At 70.3% G+C, this 15,628-nt stretch carries 16 protein-coding genes; 5 read left to right on the forward strand and 11 right to left on the reverse strand.

Annotated elements, in window-relative coordinates; genetic code table 11:
- Window positions 1–26 precede the first annotated feature (26 nt).
- Both N6H00_RS09855 and N6H00_RS09860 read left to right on the forward strand, forming a co-directional pair.
- Window positions 27–566 (forward strand): YbhB/YbcL family Raf kinase inhibitor-like protein, encoded by a 540-nt coding sequence (locus N6H00_RS09855; RefSeq protein ID WP_268976901.1) that lies wholly within the window; start codon window positions 27–29, stop codon window positions 564–566.
- Between the two features lie 105 nt (window positions 567–671).
- The gene (locus N6H00_RS09860) at window positions 672–1,175 is read left to right on the forward strand and encodes an HNH endonuclease (RefSeq protein WP_268971212.1); all 504 of its coding nucleotides are present in this window, start codon (window positions 672–674) and stop codon (window positions 1,173–1,175) included.
- Between the two features lie 30 nt (window positions 1,176–1,205).
- Here N6H00_RS09860 and N6H00_RS09865 read toward each other — a convergent pair whose 3' ends face one another.
- The 3 genes from N6H00_RS09865 to N6H00_RS09875 form a co-directional block, all read right to left on the reverse strand.
- Window positions 1,206–2,165, reverse strand: a complete 960-nt coding sequence (locus N6H00_RS09865; protein ID WP_268971213.1) for an SPFH domain-containing protein — start codon at window positions 2,163–2,165, stop codon at window positions 1,206–1,208.
- A 152-nt stretch (window positions 2,166–2,317) separates the two neighbouring features.
- Entirely contained in the window at window positions 2,318–2,743 is a 426-nt protein-coding gene (locus N6H00_RS09870) for an NfeD family protein (protein WP_268971214.1), read from the reverse strand.
- 79 nt (window positions 2,744–2,822) lie between these two features.
- Window positions 2,823–3,614: an ABC transporter ATP-binding protein gene (locus N6H00_RS09875; RefSeq protein ID WP_268971215.1), complete on the reverse strand. Its 792-nt coding sequence runs from the start codon at window positions 3,612–3,614 to the stop codon at window positions 2,823–2,825.
- Between the two features lie 110 nt (window positions 3,615–3,724).
- On the opposite strand from N6H00_RS09875, the gene N6H00_RS09880 reads away from it, so the two are divergent.
- Entirely contained in the window at window positions 3,725–4,528 is an 804-nt protein-coding gene (locus N6H00_RS09880) for a hypothetical protein (protein ID WP_268971216.1), read from the forward strand.
- Window positions 4,529–4,754: 226 nt separating this feature from the next.
- Here the strand turns inward: N6H00_RS09880 and N6H00_RS09885 are convergent, their stop codons facing one another.
- From N6H00_RS09885 to N6H00_RS09895, 3 genes are all read right to left on the reverse strand, one after another.
- Complete coding sequence (locus N6H00_RS09885) at window positions 4,755–4,991, reverse strand: chaplin (RefSeq protein WP_311035077.1); 237 nt, start codon at window positions 4,989–4,991, stop codon at window positions 4,755–4,757.
- Between the two features lie 138 nt (window positions 4,992–5,129).
- Window positions 5,130–5,777: a response regulator gene (locus N6H00_RS09890; RefSeq protein WP_268971217.1), complete on the reverse strand. Its 648-nt coding sequence runs from the start codon at window positions 5,775–5,777 to the stop codon at window positions 5,130–5,132.
- Window positions 5,770–6,933 (reverse strand): GAF domain-containing sensor histidine kinase, encoded by a 1,164-nt coding sequence (locus tag N6H00_RS09895; RefSeq protein ID WP_432280566.1) that lies wholly within the window; start codon window positions 6,931–6,933, stop codon window positions 5,770–5,772. Before N6H00_RS09895 ends, N6H00_RS09890 begins: the two co-directional genes overlap by 8 nt.
- A 441-nt stretch (window positions 6,934–7,374) precedes the next feature.
- On the opposite strand from N6H00_RS09895, the gene N6H00_RS09900 reads away from it, so the two are divergent.
- Window positions 7,375–8,130 (forward strand): transglycosylase SLT domain-containing protein, encoded by a 756-nt coding sequence (locus N6H00_RS09900; protein ID WP_268971219.1) that lies wholly within the window; start codon window positions 7,375–7,377, stop codon window positions 8,128–8,130.
- Window positions 8,131–8,246: 116 nt separating this feature from the next.
- Here the strand turns inward: N6H00_RS09900 and N6H00_RS09905 are convergent, their stop codons facing one another.
- A complete protein-coding gene (locus N6H00_RS09905) occupies window positions 8,247–10,892 on the reverse strand; it encodes an ABC transporter ATP-binding protein/permease (protein ID WP_268971220.1) in 2,646 nt (881 codons plus the stop codon).
- Between the two features lie 657 nt (window positions 10,893–11,549).
- Here N6H00_RS09905 and serB point away from each other — a divergent pair.
- Entirely contained in the window at window positions 11,550–12,782 is a 1,233-nt protein-coding gene (gene serB, locus N6H00_RS09910; RefSeq protein WP_268971221.1) for a phosphoserine phosphatase SerB, read from the forward strand.
- 130 nt (window positions 12,783–12,912) lie between these two features.
- Here the strand turns inward: serB and N6H00_RS09915 are convergent, their stop codons facing one another.
- The 4 genes from N6H00_RS09915 to N6H00_RS09930 all read right to left on the reverse strand — a co-directional run bounded on the left by N6H00_RS09915 (window position 12,913) and on the right by N6H00_RS09930 (window position 15,520).
- Entirely contained in the window at window positions 12,913–13,431 is a 519-nt protein-coding gene (locus N6H00_RS09915) for a SixA phosphatase family protein (protein WP_268971222.1), read from the reverse strand.
- Window positions 13,432–13,544: 113 nt separating this feature from the next.
- Window positions 13,545–13,763, reverse strand: a complete 219-nt coding sequence (locus N6H00_RS09920) for a hypothetical protein (protein WP_268971223.1) — start codon at window positions 13,761–13,763, stop codon at window positions 13,545–13,547.
- Between the two features lie 183 nt (window positions 13,764–13,946).
- Window positions 13,947–14,063, reverse strand: coding sequence for an SGM_5486 family transporter-associated protein (locus tag N6H00_RS09925; RefSeq protein WP_268971224.1), 117 nt, complete (start codon window positions 14,061–14,063; stop codon window positions 13,947–13,949).
- Between the two features lie 35 nt (window positions 14,064–14,098).
- Window positions 14,099–15,520 (reverse strand): CynX/NimT family MFS transporter, encoded by a 1,422-nt coding sequence (locus N6H00_RS09930; protein ID WP_268971225.1) that lies wholly within the window; start codon window positions 15,518–15,520, stop codon window positions 14,099–14,101.
- Window positions 15,521–15,628: the final 108 nt, after the last annotated feature.

Raw genomic sequence — 15,628 nt, forward strand, 5'->3', positions numbered from 1 at the left:
ACTGCGACTTCGAGGAGGTTCTCGACGTGTCCGAGCAGAACCGGCCACCGCTTCCCCATGACTTCCATCCGCCGGTGCCGTCGTTCACGGTGGTGAGCGACGATGTGGAGCCGGGCGGCACGCTGAAGTCCGCCCAGGTGCACGCCGAGGGGAACACGTCCCCGCAGCTGCGCTGGGAGGGCTTCCCGGAGGGTACGAAGAGCTTCGCCGTCACCTGCTTCGACCCGGACGCGCCGACGGGCAGCGGTTTCTGGCACTGGGTGGTGTTCGACATCCCGGCCACGGTCACCGAGCTTCCGGCGGGTGCGGGCAGCGGCGGCTTCGCGGGCCTGCCCGCTGGTGCCGTGCAGGCGCGCAACGACTACGGCACGCGTGACTTCGGCGGTGCCGCGCCGCCGCCCGGGGACGGTCCGCACCGCTATGTGTTCACCGTCTACGCGGTGGACACGGAGAAGCTCGGCCCGGACGCGGATGCCTCGCCCGCGGTGGTCGGCTTCAATCTGCGGTTCCACACGCTGGGGCGGGCCCAGTTGATCGGGGAGTACGAGGTTCCGGCCGCGGGCTGACGCGGCCGAAATTGCGTTGTTCCCGGCCAGGCTCCCGGCCAGAGTTGATCCCGGCCCCGCACATGTCCGGGCGGGGCCGGACGCCGGGATGCGGGGGTGGTCGGGATGCGCGAGACGCTGGTTCTCAATGCGAGCTTCGAGCCGCTGGCGACGGTGACGCTGCGGCGCGCCGTGGTGCTGGTGCTCCAGGAGAAGGCGGTCGTCGAACACGCCCATCCGGGGCTGCGGGTGCGGGCCGCGGAGGTGGATCTGCCGCTGCCGCGGGTGATCCGGCTGTGCCGTTACGTGCGGGTGCCGTTCCGAAGACGTGCCCCGTGGTCGCGGCGCGGGGTGCTGGTGCGGGACCAGCACCGGTGCGCGTACTGCGGCCGCCGGGCGACGACCGTGGACCATGTGGTGCCGCGGTCGCGCGGGGGCGGGGACACCTGGCTGAACACGGTGGCCTCCTGTGCCGAGGACAACCACCGTAAGGCGGACCGGACTCCGGAGCAGGCGGGGATGCGGCTGCTCAAGGCGCCGTTCGAGCCGACGCCTTCGGATGCGCTGCTGCTGGCGCTGGGGGCGGCGGAGCGGGACGGCCTGCCGGAGTGGCTGGCGCTGCCGGCCTGAGGGTCCCGGGGCCCGTCCCGCCGCCGTCCGTCAGTCGATCGTGGGCTGTTCGCGGCGCGGGGCGGGCTCCTTACCGGTGGCGGCGGGGGCACCGCCGCCGTTTCCGCCGCCGGTCAACGGGCCGAAGTTGCCCATGGCCCCGCCGAGTCCCTTGAGGGCGTCGCCGATCTCGCTGGGCACGATCCAGAGCTTGTTGGCGTCGCCCTCGGCGATCTTCGGCAGCATCTGGAGGTACTGGTAGGAGAGCAGCTTCTGGTCCGGGTCTCCGGCGTGGATGGACTCGAAGACCGTACGGATCGCCTGGGCCTCGCCCTCGGCGCGCAGCGCGGCGGCCTTGGACTCACCCTCGGCCCGCAGGATCGCGGACTGCTTCTCACCTTCGGCACGCAGGATCTCGGACTGCCGGACACCTTCGGCCTGGAGGATCGCGGCGCGCTTGTCACGGTCGGCGCGCATCTGCTTCTCCATCGAGTCCTGGATGGAGGTCGGCGGCTCGATGGCCTTGAGCTCGACGCGGTTGACGCGGATGCCCCACTTGCCGGTGGCCTCGTCGAGGACGCCGCGCAGCGCCGCGTTGATCTCCTCGCGGGAGGTCAGGGTGCGCTCGAGGTCCATGCCACCGATGATGTTCCGCAGGGTGGTGACGGTCAGCTGCTCGATCGCCTGGATGTAGCTGGCGACTTCGTAGGTGGCGGCGCGGGCGTCGGTCACCTGGTAGTAGATGACGGTGTCGATGTTCACGACCAGGTTGTCCTGGGTGATCACCGGCTGCGGGGGGAAGGGCACGACCTGTTCACGCAGGTCGACGCGGTTGCGGATCGAGTCGATGAACGGGACGACGATGTTGAGGCCCGCGTTGAGGGTGCGTGTGTAGCGTCCGAAGCGCTCCACGATGGCGGCACTGGCCTGCGGGATGACCTGGATCGTCTTGATCAGTGCGATGAACACCAGCACCACGAGGATGATCAGGACGATGATGATCGGTTCCACAGCGGCTCCCCGTGCCCTTCATGCGGCGGTTCGGATGGTCGGGATGATCAGGTTGGGCGGTTCCCGAGGGTGGAGTCTGTCAGATTCATGGCCGACTCCGCAGCTCAACCGGGTTGTCCTCAGCTCTTGTTGGGACACTTCCGGTACGACGTCTACATGACGACGGCTGTCGCACCGTCGATGTCCACCACGTCGACCTGCTGCCCCGGTTCGTAGCTCTGGCCGGGGTCGAGGGAGCGCGCGGACCACACCTCGCCGGCGAGTTTGATCCGGCCGCCGCCGCTGTGGTCGACGCGCTCGAGGACGACGGCCTGGCGTCCTTTCAGCGCATCGATACCGCTGCGCAGTTCGGGCTGCTGACGGCGGCTGCGGACCGCCATCGGCCGTACCACGGCGACCAGCGCGACGGAGACGGCGCAGGCGACCACGACCTGGAGCACGATGCCGCCGCCGAGCGCGTCGATGATGGCACCGGCCACGGCGCCGACCGCGACCATCCCGAATTCGGGCATCGCGGTCAGCACGAGCGGGATGCCCAGTCCTACGGCGGCGATCAGCCACCACACCCACGGATCCACACGGTCATGGTAGTTGGCGCCGGTCCTCGGGGACAGTGCGCGGATCACCTGCCGATGGCACGGCGGGCGCCGGGGGCGGTCACTTCAGCGGCAGGCCCTGGGCGGTCCAGCGGTCGCCGTTGCGCTCGACGACCAGCGGGAGGCCGAAGCAGCGGGAGAGGTTACGGGAGGTCAGTTCGGTCTCGACCGGGCCGGCGGAGAGCACCCTTCCCTGGCGGATCATCAGCACATGGGTGAAGCCGGGGGGGATTTCCTCGACATGATGTGTCACCATGATCATCGACGGGGCGAGCGGGTCGCGGGCGAGCCGTCCGAGGCGGCGGACGAGGTCCTCGCGGCCGCCGAGGTCGAGTCCGGCCGCGGGCTCGTCGAGGAGCAGCAGTTCGGGGTCGGTCATCATGGCGCGGGCGATGAGGGTGCGCTTGCGCTCGCCCTCGGAGAGGGTGCCGAACTTCCGGTCGAGGTACTCGGTCATGCCGAGGCGGTCGAGGAAGGCGCGGGCGCGGGACTCGTCGACCGCGTCGTAGTTCTCCTGCCAGTGCGCGGTCATGCCGTAGGCGGCGGTGAGGACCGTCTGGAGGACGGTCTGGCTGCGCGGCAGCTTCTCGGCCATGACGATGCCCGCCATGCCGATGCGCGGGCGCAGGTCGAAGACGTCGACGTGGCCGAGCAGCTCGCCGAGGATCCGGGCGCTGCCGGTGCTCGGGAAGAGATAGCTGGACGCGAGGTTGAGGAGGGTGGTCTTACCCGCGCCGTTGGGGCCGAGGATGACCCAGCGCTCTCCCTCTTTGATCGACCAGGAGACCTCGTCCACCAGAGCCCGACCATCGCGGACCACCGATACGTCCAGCAGCTCCAGAACCTCGCTCATGAGCGCGTTGTCTCCCATTGCAGTCTCGAGTCGTGCGTGCGCCTGTGGGCGCAGCCCCCTGGGGAAAACCTACGCCACACGTTGTCGGTACCAGTCCTTAGGCTGGTGCCATGCTCGATGAACCACGTTCAGGGCGCCTCGCAGCTTGGGGAAATGCCCTTCTTGCCGGACTTGTCTCCCCCGATGAGGCCGCGCATCGCATCGCGGGAGAGGACGCGTCGCACCGTGTGGCCGGGCTTCCGGGGGAGTCCGGGCCGGTGGGGCTCACGCTGGCGCTGGGGCGGCTGCGGGCGCTCGGGGCCAAGGGGCTGCGGGTGGCGCTGCCCATAGCGGGGCATCCCCTGGGGCTGAGCGGTCCGCCGGAGTTCAACGCCAAGGCGCTCGACGCGGGCGAGGCGGTGATCGCCACGGGGGTCGCGCTCGGCCTGGTGCCCGAGGTGTCGGCGGCCGGGCCCGAGGGCGATCAGCACATCGAGGTGGTGTGGCGGTGCCAGGGCGTGCGGGAGGCGCCGCCGGCCGATGTGCCGTCGCTGGGCGAGGCCGAGCGGGAGCTCGCCGAGGCGCTGCGGGAGGCCACGGAGGTGCTCTCGCGGCTGAACGTGGCCGGATCGGGCCCGGTGGCGCAGGCGGCCCTGGAGGCGTACCGGGCGCGGGCCGAGCGGGGGCGCGAGGTGCTGGCCCCGGGCTATCCGCCACGGGCCATCCGGGTTCTGGAGCTGGCGCAGCGGGTGGGCGCCCTGGTGGACATCGCGTACACGGCGGGCGGGGACGGCCGGGAGCACGGCGGTGCGGTGAGCGCGTCGGAGATCGCGGCGCGGGCCGAGGCGCTGCGGCCGGTGGAGCGCACTTCGCGGCGGGCGCAGGTGGCGGCGTACAACGCGTATGTGGAGGAGCGGGAGCGGGGCGGTCTCTGACCCTCGCAGGGTGTCTTCCTGGGCTGTCTCCGGGGGCGGGGTGCGGGCTTCCCGGGCTGTCTTCCCGGGAGCGGGGCTGTCTCCCGGGAGCGGGGCTGTCTCCCGGGGCGGGGCGCCGGCGTCCCGGGGGTGCCTTCGCCGGAGTGTCATGGGACCGGCCCCGGAGGCGGGTGCCTCCGGGGCCGGCCGGTGGTGCGTCGGGTGTGTCCGCCCGGACAGGGAATCGTCAGCGGCAGACGCCGGGGTAGGCGAAGTTCATGGCCCCGATCGCGGTAATGGTGTTGCTGCAGACCCCGGCGGGCACGTGGACGGGCACCTGAATGTTGTTACCGGACACGGCACCCGGGGACGTCGTGGCCCCACCGTCGGCCTGGGGGCCCTGGGCGGAGGCGGCACCGGCACCGGCCACGGCGAGTCCGCCGGCCGCGATGGTGATGGCAGCGAACCTCTTGATGTTCTTCACTTCTCAAGACCCTTCATCCATAAGCGTGTCGCTGCGACGGTCCGCCGCAGTACGCCGTGAAGAACGGCCCCGCTCGCGACGAGTTGCGCTGTTCGAGTGACGGCTACACGTTGGTGTGATTGCACGGAGAAACGCTGTTCAGGCTCCGATCCCATGCCTTACGGCCCACAGCGCGGCCTGGGTGCGGTCGGCGAGATCCAATTTCATCAGGATATTGGACACATGGGTTTTAACGGTCTTTTCGGATAGCACCAGGGCACGGGCGATCTCCCGATTGGACCGGCCGTCCGCGATCAGGGCGAGCACCTCGCGCTCCCGCTCGGTGAGTGAGCCGCCGCGCCCCTGGCCGCCGCCGTTCTCCTCCTGGGAGAGCAGCGCGAGGGCCACGTCGGGCTGGAGCAGCACATGCCCGGAGTGGACGGACCGGATGGCGCGGGCCAGCGCCTCGGGGTCCACGTCCTTGTAGACGTAGCCCGCGGCGCCCGCGCGCAGGGCGGGGACCACGGTGCGCTTCTCGGTGAAGCTGGTCACGACCAGCACCCGGGCGGGGTTGTCGAGGTCCCGCAGGGTGCGCAGCGCCCCGATGCCGTCGAGGCCGGGCATCTTCACGTCCATGAGGACCACGTCGGGGCGCAGCTCCTCGGCGCGGGCGATGCCCTCCTCGCCGTCCGACGCCTCGCCGACCACCTCGATGTCGTCCTGGACCTCGAGGAAGGTGCGCAGTCCGCGCCGCACCACCTGGTGGTCGTCGACGAGCAGTACCCGAATCCGCCCCGGGTCAGCCACCGGGCACCTCCATCTCGATCACGGTGCCCTTACCGGGCGCCGACTCCACGGTCAGGCGGCCACCGACGCCACCGGCCCGGTCCCGCATCGACACCAGCCCGAGGTGGCGCCCGGCGCGCCGTACGGCCGAGGGGTCGAACCCCCTGCCGTCGTCGGCGACGCGGAGCCGGGCGCCCTGGCCGTACCGGGCGAGGGTGACGTCGACCTGTTGTGCGTCGGCGTGGCGCAGCGCGTTGTGCAGCGCCTCCTGGGCCACCCGCAGCAGCGCCTCCTCCTGGGCGGCGGGCAGCGCCCGTACGCCGTGGCAGGCGAAGGTGACACGGGCGGAGTGGGCCCGGTCGAGGACCCGCACCTGCGTTCTCAGGGTCGCCACGAGGCCGTCCTCGTCGAGGGCGGCGGGGCGCAGTTCCACGACGGCGGAGCGCAGCTCGTCGGCGGCCTCGGCGGCGAGCTGCGCGACCTGCCGGAGCTCGTCCTTGGCGCGGACCGGGTCGCGGTCCACGAGGGCGGTGGCGGCCTGGGCGGTCAGCCGCAGCGAGAAGAGCTTCTGGGAGACCGCGTCGTGCAGCTCGTGGGCGAGCCTGGCCCGCTCCCCGGCGATGGTGAGTTCGCGGCTGCGCTCGTAGAGCCGGGCATTGGTCAGGGCGATGGCGGCGTGCTGGGCCAGGATGGCGAGCAGCTCCTCGTCCTCGGCGGTGAAACCGCAGCCGCCCTGGGGCTTGGGGCATCGCTTGTTGGCGAGGAACACCGCGCCGAGGACTTCATCGCCGTCGGCAATAGGAAGACCCAGAAAATCAGACATATCGGGATGAGCTGATGGCCATCCACCGAAACGCGGATCAAGTCGTACATCGGCGAGTCGCTGCGGAGTGGCGTCCTTGAGCATGGCGGCGAGAATGCCGTGCTGCCGGGGCAGCGGCCCGATGGCCTTCCACTGCTCCTCGCTCACCCCATCTACTACGAACTGGGCGAAACCTCCGTGATCATCCGGCACCCCCAGAGCGGCATACTCCGCATCGAGCAGCTCACGGGCGGACACAACGATGGTCTTTAGGACATCACGGACTTCCAGATGTCTGCTCATGGCAAGCAGCGCACCGCTCACCCGGCGCAGCCCGGCCTCGGTTCCGCCACCCCGTCCTTTCGTCATGAGCATTACCGTACCGACCGCCATCCGGGGGCCATATCGGCCGGTCGGCGGCCACCTGATAAGACCCGAGCCCTAGGTCGAACGGCGCACTCAAGGCGCCCGAAGGGGCTGTTACAGGAGTGGAAAATACAAACACCCTGTGCATTTGCGTGGGCACACCGCGCAATATGAGAGGCTCCGCGATGTGAGCCCGGACACAGGACCTAAAGCACTTACGAACGTGCTTAGTGGACGTTTCATAGGCGACTGAGCGGGGATGACGGCCGTTCGCATGGGCATGAGCGGCCTACTTATCCACTAAGCAGCATCGTATGTCACTGCTTTGCGACAGCTTTTTGCGGCAGCTAAGAATTTCCCCCAGTCGCACGGCGCCGTAGATCGATGAACGGCGCTCTGCGCGCCGATTTGGCCTGCGACTCAAAGCGATTGGAAGAGGTCTACTCCGCCATGCCCCTGCCCAACATCCCCGGCTACCACCGTCTGACCAAAACGCACAAGTACTCCGCCGCCGGTATCGCGGCCGCCGGTGCGGCCGCCATAGCCTTCGCGGTCGTCCCCGGCGGTGACACCGGTGCCCAGACGACGGCCCAGGACCTGCCGAACAAGCCGGTTGCCCTCACCTCCCAGAAGGCCGACAGCCAGGCGCACCACGAGGTCCTGGTGAAGCAGTCGGCCGCCGCCGAGAAGCAGGCCAAGGAAGAGGCCGCCGCCAAGAAGAAGGCCGCGGAAGAGGCTGCGAAGAAGAAGGCCGCGGAAGAGGCCGCCGCCAAGAAGAAGGCCGCCGAGGCCAAGGCCGCCAAGGAGCGGGCAGTCAAGCAGGCCGCGAGCCGCTCCACCACGCGTGTCGAGACGGTCGCCGCTGCCAAGGACACCAAGAACTACCCGGACAACCTCGACGGCTGGATCCGCGAATCCCTCGACATCATGAAGGAAAAGGGCATTCCGGGGACCTACGAGGGCATCCACCGCAACATCATCCGGGAGTCCGGCGGTAACCCGCGCGCCATCAACCTCTGGGACATCAACGCCCAGAACGGCGTGCCCTCCAAGGGCCTGCTCCAGGTAATAGCCCCGACGTTCAAGCAGTACCACGTCGAGGGCACCTCCTGGGACCCCTACGACCCGGTCGCGAACATCACCGCCGCGTGCAACTACGCCGCCGCGCGGTACGGCTCGATGGACAACGTGAACGGCCCGTACTAAATCCAACGGCCCGTCCCGGACCCGGCGTTCACACGCCGAAGGGCGACGGCACCCCCTGTGTGCGAGGGGTGCCGTCGCTCTTTTCGGTGACGTCAGGACGGTGGTGACGGCCGCGGCTACTTGCGCATGACCTCCGGCTCATGGCGGCGCAGCAGCCGTGCGACCGCGAAGCCGCAGGCGATGCCCAGGACGAGCAGCGCCACCATGTCGATGCCCCACTGCGTCGTGGTGTGCTCCCACAGCGGATCGGTGTCCAGGGGCTTCTTGCTGTCCCACGGCGCCATCATGTGGCCGGAGCCCGGACCCAGGTCCAGCGTGGCGCCGGCCGCGCCGACCGCCCAGCGGGACGGCATCAGCCACGCGAACTGCTCCACGCCCGGCGAACCGAAGATCTTGAACAGCACACCGGTGAAGACAACCTGGACGATCGCGAACATGACCAGCAGCGGCATGGTCTTCTCGGCGGTCTTCACCAGGGACGAGATCACCAGGCCGAACATCATCGAGGTGAAGCCGATCGCGATGACGGCCAGGCAGAGCTCGGCGGCCGGGGGCATCAGCAGGCCCTCTTCGGGCAGCTTGCGCGTCGAGAGACCGATGGCGCAGATGATGATGCCCTGGACCGCGGTGATCACGCCGAGCACGATCACCTTGGACATCAGATACGCGGAGCGGGACAGGCCGACCGCCCGTTCCCGTTCGTAGATCACCCGTTCCTTGATCAGTTCTCGTACGGAGTTGGCCGCACCGGTGAAGCACATGCCGACCACGAGGATCAGCAGAATGGTCCCGGCAGCCTGGTTGAACGAGCCCTTCGGGGCCATCTGGAGGCCGAACTTCGCCGGGATGACGACGCTCACCGCGCCCAGTACGGCGGGCAGGATCGCCATCAGTCCCATGAAGCCCTTGTCCGAGCCGATCACCGACAGATAGCGGCGGATCAGCGTCCACAACTGGGATCCCCAGCTCTGCGGCTTCTGCATCCGGGTCGGCGGGGCCTGGACATGGACGGACTGCGGGGCGACGGAGTCCAGGTCCGCCGCGTACATCTGGTAGTGCTGCGAACCGCGCCAGCGGCCCGCCCAGTCGTAGTCGCGGTAGTTCTCGAACGCCGAGAAGACATCCGCCCAGCTGTCGTAGCCGAAGAAGTTGAGCGCCTCGTCCGGCGGGCCGAAGTAGGCGACCGAGCCGCCCGGCGCCATCACCAGGAGCTTGTCGCACAGCGCCAGCTCGGCGACCGAGTGGGTGACCACCAGCACGGTGCGGCCGTCGTCGGCGAGCCCGCGCAGCAGCTGCATGACATCGCGGTCCATGCCCGGGTCGAGACCGGAGGTCGGCTCGTCCAGGAAGATCAGCGACGGCTTGGTGAGCAGCTCCAGCGCGACGGAGACCCGCTTGCGCTGACCGCCGGAGAGGGCGGTGACCTTCTTCTCCCGGTGGATGTCGAGCTTGAGCTCGCGCAGGACCTCGTCGATCCGGGCCTCGCGCTCGGCCGCGGCGGTGTCACCGGGGAAGCGGAGCTTGGCGGCGTACCGGAGGGCCTTCTGGACGGACAGCTCCTTGTGCAGGATGTCGTCCTGGGGCACCAGACCGATGCGCTGGCGCAGCTCGGCGAACTGCTTGTAGAGGTTCCGGTTGTCGTAGAGGACATCGCCCTGGTTGGCCGGGCGGTATCCGGTGAGCGCCTTCAGCAGCGTGGACTTACCGGAGCCGGACGGGCCGATGACCGCGACGAGGGACTTCTCCGGGACGCCGAAGGAGACGTCCTTGAGGATCTGCTTGCCGCCGTCGACGGTCACCGTCAGATGGCGGGCCGAGAAGGAGACCTCACCGGTGTCGACGAACTCCTCGAGGCGGTCGCCGACGAGCCGGAAGGTGGAGTGACCGACACCGACGGTGTCGGAGGGGCCGATGATCTGCTGCCGGACCGGCTGACCGTTGACATAGGTGCCGTTGTGGCTGCCGAGGTCGCGTATCTCGAAGCGGCCGTCGGGCAGCGCCCGGAACTCGGCGTGGTGGCGGGAGACCTGCAGATCGGAGACGACCAGGTCGTTCTCCAGCGCACGGCCGATGCGCATCACCCGGCCGGCGGCCAGCTGGTGGAAGGTGGTCGGGCTGCGGTCGCCCTGGGCGGGCGCGGCACCGGCCGGGCCGCCGGAGGGGCCGGCGCCGGGGACCTTCTGCGCGGGGTTGTGCTGCGGGGCCTGGGCCTGGGCCTGTGGCTGCTGGGGGGCCTGCTGCTGTGGGATGAACGGCTGCTGCTGGTGCGGGGCCTGGGGCTGCTGCTGCGGCTGGTGCTGCTGCGGCCAGCCTTGGTGGGGCTGCGGTGCGCCCTGCTGGGGCCAGCCGGAACCGGCCTGCTGCTGCGGCTGGTGGGCGGGGGGCTGCTGAGCCTGCTGAGGCATACCCATCGCCGCCTGCTGGCCGTACCCGCCCGTGGCGCCCATCGAAGCGGCACCGTTGCCGGAGACGCTGAGCCGGGGACCGTCGGTGGCGTTGCCGAGATGGACGGCCGAACCAGGGCCGATTTCCATCTGTTGGATTCTCCGGCCTTGCGCATAGGTGCCGTTCGTGGATCCCTGATCCTCAATGATCCAACTGCTCCCGCCCCAGCGCACCGTGGCATGTCGCCAGGAGACCCTGGCGTCGTCCAGCACCATGTCGCCCTGCGGGTCACGCCCCAGGCTGTACGACCTCGACGGGTCAAGTGTCCAGGTCTGTCCGTTCAATTCCAGTACGAGTTCCGGCACTCCACGCCCCACTAGTTGTCCCCCGAGCTACCCCCTGTCACAGGGAGTCTAGGGATGGCGAACATCGTGGGGAACTATTTCAGGCTCAGTCCCTTAACTGAAAGTCGGGTTTTGACAAGACCACATCTCGGGCGGTGTTGACTCATCCGAAAGGCCCTCGGAAAGTGGTAAGCGCTGACAGACAGCCCGGATCGCTGTTTATCCGGGCAACCTGATCGATGCGGACGGGGCGGACGCGCTCGGCCCGATGACCGCCGCGGCGACGGTGCCGGCGGTCGGCGGTTCCGTACACCGCGCGCGGGCCTCGTGGCCGCCTCCTTTCCCGCTCCTGCTCGCCGGGCTGATCCGGGTGGACAACGATACGGTCACGATCGACGGCATCCGCGCTGGTCCGCGCTCGTCGACGCCACGGTGTCCGTCGGCTTCGCCGCGGCACCCGGCCGCTCGCTGCCGGGCGGGCGCGGTGTGGGTGGCCGCCGTGCGGTGAGACGTGGGGATGGGAGACGGGGCACGGGAGGGGCTGGCACCGGGGGCGTGGGGAACGGCACCGCCGATCATGCGAGGGATGACGCCACGGCGACCTGGACATGAACGTTCCGCTTCGGGTGGCTGTCCACGGTGCGGGCTGCCGCGCACCCCGCGCGGACAGCCGGATACGGTGGTAAGACCATGAGCGCATCGCGGAATCTCCCTGTCACCGCCGTCCCGGATGACGATGTCCCCACCCTCCTTGTCAAGATTTTCGGCAAGGACCGCCCCGGTATCACCGCCGGGCTCTGCGACACCCTCGCCGCCTACGGCGTGGACATAGTCGACATAGAGCAGGTCGTCACCCGGGGCCGCATCGTGCTGTGCGTCCTGGTCACAGCCCCCACAGCAGACGGGGTGGAGGGCGATCTGCGGGCCACCGTGCACAGCTGGGCGGAGTCGATGCGGCTCCAGGCCGAGATCATCTCCGGCCGGGGCGACAACCGGCCGCGGGGCACGGGCCGGTCGCACGTCACCGTGCTGGGGAATCCGCTGACCGCCGAGTCGACGGCCGCCATCGCCTCCCGTATCACCGGCACCGGCGGCAATATCGACCGGATCTTCCGGCTGGCGAAGTATCCGGTGACGGCCGTGGAGTTCGAGGTGTCCGGCGCCGAGACGGAACCGCTGCGCACCGCGCTGGCCACCGAGGCCGCCGATATCGGTGTCGATGTGGCCGTGGTGGCGTCGGGGTTGCAGCGCCGGGCGCAGCGGCTGGTGGTCATGGATGTGGACTCCACCCTGATCCAGGACGAGGTGATCGAGCTCTTCGCCGCCCATGCCGGGTGCCAGGACGAGGTCGCCGAGGTCACGGCGCGGGCGATGCGCGGTGAGCTGGACTTCGAGCAGTCGCTGCACGCGCGGGTCGCGCTGCTGGCGGGGATCGACGAGTCCGTGGTGGAGAAGGTACGCGCCGAGGTCCGGCTCACCCCCGGCGCCCGTACGCTGATCCGCACCCTGAAGCGGCTCGGCTATCAGGTGGGTGTGGTCTCCGGTGGCTTCACGCAGGTCACCGACGATCTCAAGGAGCGGCTGGGGCTGGACTTCGCCTCCGCCAACACCCTGGAGATCGTGGACGGCAAGCTGACCGGCCGGGTGATCGGCGAGGTGGTCGACCGGGCGGGCAAGGCCCGGCTGCTGCGGCGCTTCGCGGCCGAGGCGGGGGTGCCGCTGGTGCAGACCGTCGCGATCGGCGACGGGGCGAACGACCTGGACATGCTGAACGCGGCCGGGCTCGGGGTCGCCTTCAACGCCAAGCCGGTGGTGCGGGAGGCCGCGCACACCGCCGTGAACGTGCCGTTCCTCGACACGGTGCTGTATCTGCTGGGCGTGACCCGCGACGAGGTCGAGGCCGCGGACGCGCACGAGGACTGACGGGTCCGGAACCCGCGTCCCGCGTCCCGGCCCGGCGGAACGCGCATCGGCCCCCGGCTCCTCCGTACGACGGCGGAGCCGGGGGCCGATGCGGTGGCGACGTGGTGGCGACCTGGTGGGACCGGTGAGATCACTCGTGGGGCGCCCAGAAACCGGCGAGGCGCCCGCAGCCGAGCTCGACCGACTTCCACGAACCACTGAAGGTCACCACCGCGAACGCGGAGGTGGGGAAGGCGCTGCGGGTCATCCGCTCCCGGGCGCCCTCCTCGGCCTCGCCCGCCAGCGCGTCGGCGAGGCCGTGCATCCCGGGGTTGTGGCCGACGACCAGCAGGTCGGTGATGTCGTCCGAGGTCTCGTTGAGCACCTCGATGAGCTGGCCGACCGGAGCGTCGTACAGCCGCTCCTCGTAGACGGTCTTCGGGCGCCGCGGCAGCTCGTGGACCACCAGCTTCCAGGTCTCACGGGTGCGCAGTGCGGTGGAGCAGAGGGTGAGTTCGGGGGTGAGACCGGCCTCCGCGATCCGGCGCCCGGCGATCGGGGCGTCCTTACGGCCGCGCTCCGCGAGCGGGCGCTCATGGTCGGCCACCTGGGGCCAGTCGGCCTTGGCGTGTCGAAGGAGGACAATCCTGCGGGGCACATCGACGCTCATGCGTCCCAGCTTCGCATGAATCAGTGCATGAGGCGCAGGGTGTTGGAACGACCTTGTCAAACGTGCGCGCACCCGCCATACGGCGGACCTGGCTGGTGGGCGGCCTGCGGCGGTCACAGTGCCGCGCGTCCGAAGGCCCGGTGCAGCAGCTCCACGGTCTGCGAGACCGGCCCGGAGCCGCCGCTCGCGGCGTGGGCGTCGGTGGGTCCGGTGAGCAGGAGCAGCAGCGCCACGAAGGCCAGGACCGGGAGCGCGAGGGCCCACCACGGCAGCCGGACGTCCACGCCGCTGTCCGCCGGGTGTACGGGCCGGGTACGGGTGCGGGCGGACATGGGATCGCCTCCGGGGTCGCCGAACGTGGTGATGGTTCGACAGTACGGAGCGGGCGGGGCCGCCCCCATCCGGTGAGCCACCCAGTTACCCCTGAGCCTGACCCCCTAGGGGATGGTGGGGCCTGCCCCACCATCCGATCCACCGCACCAGGTCAGGGCGCCGGGCCGGCCGGGCCGGCCGGGTCAGGGCGAGGCGATGGTGGCGATCACGGCGATGATCACGGTGATGCCCAGCATTACGCCGAAGATGGTGAGGAGCTTCTTCTGGCCGTTCGGGGGGTTCTCATCGAGCACTGGCATGGCACCAGTGTCCCACTCCCCGTGTGCGACGCCGATCAGGCCTCGTCCTCCAGGGTGCGGGGACGTCCGGCCAGTACGCCCGCGATGATCTGCGGCACCATGAACGCGGCCATCAGCGCGATGGGCTGCCCCCAGCCGCCGCTGTGCTGGTAGAGCACGCCGACCAGCAGCGGGCCCGGGATGGACAGCAGATAGCCGGTGCTCTGCGCGAAGGCAGACAGCCGGACCACGCCCGCGTGGGTCTTCGCCCGCATGCTGATCATGGTGAGGGCGAGCGGGAAGGCGCAGTTGGCGACGCCGAGCAGCACGGCCCACGCCCAGGCGCCCTCGGCCGGGGCCAGCCACAGTCCGCCGTAGCCGATGAGGGAGAAGGCGCCGAGGATGGCGACCAGCACGCCCTGGTGCCGCAGCCGGGCGGCGATCCGGGGCAGGACGAAGGCGAGCGGCACGCCCATCGCCATCATCACGGCCAGCAGCAGACCGGAGGTGGAGGCGGAAACCCCCGCGTCCCGGAAGATCTGCGGCATCCAGCCCATGGAGACGTACGCGGCGGTGGCCTGGAAGCCGAAGAAGACGGCCATCGCCCAGGCGATGGGGCTGCGGGTGATGCGGATCGCGGACCCGCCGGCGGAGGCGGATGTCCCATCGGCGGAGGCGGATGTCCCGCCGGCAGGGGTGGGAGTCCCCGCTCCGGCCGGTGCGTCCGCGCGGGAACCGCCCGCCGCGGAACCCCGCACCACGGAACCACCCGACCCGCCCGCCGCCGGGCCATCCGCCTGCGGGCCATCCGCCTCCGGTCCGCTCGCACGGTCGCGGGCGAGGAACAGCCAGGGCACCAGCGCCACGGCGGCGAGCAGCGCCCACACCGCGAGCCCGGCCCGCCAGGAGCCGCCCAGCGCGTCGGTCATCGGCACGGTGGCCGCCGCGGCGGCGGCCGTGCCCAGCGACAGTCCCATCGAGTACAGCCCGGTCATCGCGCCGACCCGGTCCGGGAACCAGCGCTTGACGATCACCGGCATCAGGACGTTGCTCACCGCGATCCCGGCCAGGGCGAGCGCGCTGGCGGCCAGGAAGGCCACCGTCCCGCCGGCGAGGGGGCGCAGCGCCAGACCGGCGGTGATGGCGGCGAGCCCGGCGCAGACGACGGCTCCCGGACCCCGGCGCCGGGCCAGTCGGGGTGCGGCGAACCCGAAGAGCGCGAAACAGGCCGCGGGCACGGAGGTGAGCACTCCGGCGACGGTGCCGCTCATCCCGAGGTCGTCGCGGACCTCCTCCAGCAGCGGACCGAGGCTGGTGACGGCCGGGCGCAGATTGAGTGCGGCCAGGAGGAGTCCTGCCGCCATGACGCGGCCGCGCCACGGCGAGGCCGCGCGGTGCGGTTTTCCGGGTTGCGCCGGGCGGGGCGCGGAGGCGGCGGTGTCAAGCGTCGCGAGGTCGTCAGACGGGGGCGTGTGCATGCCGACCATCATAGAATCATGGGATGAATGCCGTCCAAACGCCGGTCATGCCGGTCGTGACGGTCATGCCGCCCCAGTGGTGCGCGATCGCCCGGTGACGGCCGGACG

This window comes from Streptomyces sp. S465 (assembly GCF_026898115.1).
Lineage (GTDB): Bacteria > Actinomycetota > Actinomycetes > Streptomycetales > Streptomycetaceae > Streptomyces > Streptomyces luomodiensis.